At 58.4% G+C, this 2,233-nt stretch carries 2 protein-coding genes; both read right to left on the bottom strand.

Features of this window, described 5'->3' with window-relative positions; all coding sequences use genetic code 11:
- Nucleotides 1-15: 15 nt before the first annotated feature.
- A complete protein-coding gene (locus IRZ24_RS19540; protein WP_297168224.1) occupies nt 16-417 on the bottom strand; it encodes a DUF2203 domain-containing protein in 402 nt (133 codons plus the stop codon).
- A gap of 69 nt (nt 418-486) precedes the next feature.
- Nucleotides 487-2,233: hypothetical protein (locus IRZ24_RS19535; RefSeq protein ID WP_297168221.1), on the bottom strand; the 1,747-nt coding region annotated here is incomplete at its 5' end.

The raw sequence follows: 2,233 nt of genomic DNA, 5'->3' as shown, positions 1-2,233 counted from the left end.
ATCCTCCCCTTCCCCCTACTCTTCATCGAGGGGGCGACGCCCCTGAAAGCCCGCATCGAGCGGATGCCAATACTTGATCCGTTCCTCGCCCAGATGCCAGCAGAGATAGACCTCACGCCCATCGCGCAGGCTCAAGAAATCCACCAGGCCCATATCGGGGTCCTTTAACTCACAGCCAAACTCGCTGAGTTCCGCCAGCGACTCCTGCAGTCGTCGCAGATAGAGGGCCTGCGCACGCAGGATCTCCATCATAGTCTCGTTGACATTATGGCCGTTTCTCATGATGCGCAGGCGAATGGCATGAGCATGCTCCTCTCCCTCTCTGAGCCTGCGGCGCTGCTCCTGAATACGACGCAAGATCGGCGAGATGACCGGTAGCAGGGCCTCAGCCTCCTCTCGGGAAAAATAATGAGGCATCCCAACCTTCCTTCCTTTGCTTCTGCTTTCACATGTGCTGTCCACAGCTCTTACTCAGCCGCTTGCCAGCTAGCGACCAGGGGTGGGAGCCCCTGTCCTGCCCACAGGCGTCGGCGTTGGCGTCCCCAGCGGCGAAGCCGTCGGCTGCGGAGTCGTCGCTGGCCCGGCGAGCTGAATGCTCAGATCATCGAAGGTCTTGAAGACCATCACCTGCCCACCGCTATCATAATAGTCCCCTTTGACCACGTCTCCCGGCTGCACAAGCGGCAGTTTCGGCGAAAGCGAGAGATTGGCGGTAAAAATGTATGGCTGCCCGGCAAGCTGCAGGTAAAAGACGGTATTTGACCCCTCCTGGACTGAAGCAATGCGCAGCACTTTGGCAACGACCGTCTTGGTCGCGCCACTGGTCGGACGACTGGCCGCCGTCGCCTGCTGCGTTAGCCATTGCTGGTAAGCCTGCAGGGCGCCGCTCAGCGTTGTATCGTATTGCACATTGCTGCCGTTGAGGTTACGCGCGTCGACAATCCCCACGGCTTGAAAGATGCTGCCGCTGCTGACGTGCTGGACAAAGATCGCCACCCAGGTCGGTTCTCCATAAAGCTGATAGAGCTGCACACTATCGACATCGTAACTGCGCAGGTTGGCTCGCGTTGACTGAATGGTATTCTCGACATTGCTACCGATGCCAATTCCCGTCAGCGGATAGAAGGTACCACGATTGGTATGGGTATCAAAGAGAACAATGCCTGTGCTGGAATTGTCATTGAGTGAAGAGGAGGTCATGGGTACCAGCCACACCGGCTGATCAACGCTGTTATAGAGGAGCTGAGGTTCGCTCGCTGGCACCTGCTGATTGGCTCCCGAAGGATTAAACCAGGGGGCAGCATGGTAGAGACCCCACCACTGCAGGTACTGGGTGACGGTCGCCGCCGGCATGACCCGATCCACCCAACCTGGTACTTCCTGCGGACGATAGCGCGTGATCTGGCCCGTGTGCGCATCAACGAGCAGAACCTCTGTCAGCACATCACCTGTATAGCCTCGCGAGGGCTGCATCACCGAGATCGCCCAGTAGGGATGATAGTGATCATCCAGTTCCAGCGTTGGATCAACCAGACGCCCATAGGTGTAGCCGCTCAGGTAAACGTGCCGCAGCAGATCCTGATTGAGCAGAGCGCCGGGGAGATAGGCCAGCGTCTTATCGCCGCCAGTCATGAGCCGCGGGGTCGCCTGGGGATCTTCAGCATCGACGACCACAAAGCCGGGGGTATGCGAGTTCGAGAGATTCACGAAGATATTGTTGTAGCTGAGCGGCGCTACATAGTAAAGATGGTGATTGATGGATTGCAGCGTATAGCTATTGGGATCGAGATTGTAGGTTGAGCCGAGATTTTGCCCCGTGGCCCCCAGGATCTGCTGTCCCTCATAGGCGGCCACCCCCTGACTGACAAGCACAATATGATTGGGGTCGGTCGGCGGTAGTGTTGGCGAGTTGGCCGCTTTGATCTGCGGAATGGAGGCCAGCGCCTTAGCATTACTGTCAAACCAGGTGGTGAAGACAACAATGAGGCCAGACACCACTAGCCCCACAACACCGACAACCAACAATCCAAAGAGTCCAGCCGCCACCGCCCCACGAGAGATCGTCTGGCTTTCCCGCCGCTCGTCTTCTGGTCTGGCCCCACCGCGGTTCGTCACCGTGGTCCCCTCTCGTGCGTTGAGAATCGGACGGAGCAGCGGCAAAAGATTCGCCAAGCTACTGATGGTCAGCGGCCAGAGGACCCACTGCCACCCTCCCAACGGCCCAGTGAGAGCC

This window comes from Thermogemmatispora sp. (assembly GCF_019683755.1).
In the GTDB taxonomy this organism is placed as follows: Bacteria; Chloroflexota; Ktedonobacteria; order Ktedonobacterales; family Ktedonobacteraceae; genus Thermogemmatispora.
Note: the sequence above shows the minus strand (reverse complement) of the source record. Positions and strands in the feature narration are given on the sequence as shown.

Excerpts from the sequence above, each read along its gene's own strand:
- IRZ24_RS19540 (WP_297168224.1), bottom strand. The coding sequence starts at position 417 with ATGCCTCATTATTTTTCCCGAGAGGAGGCTGAGGCCCTGCTACCGGTC.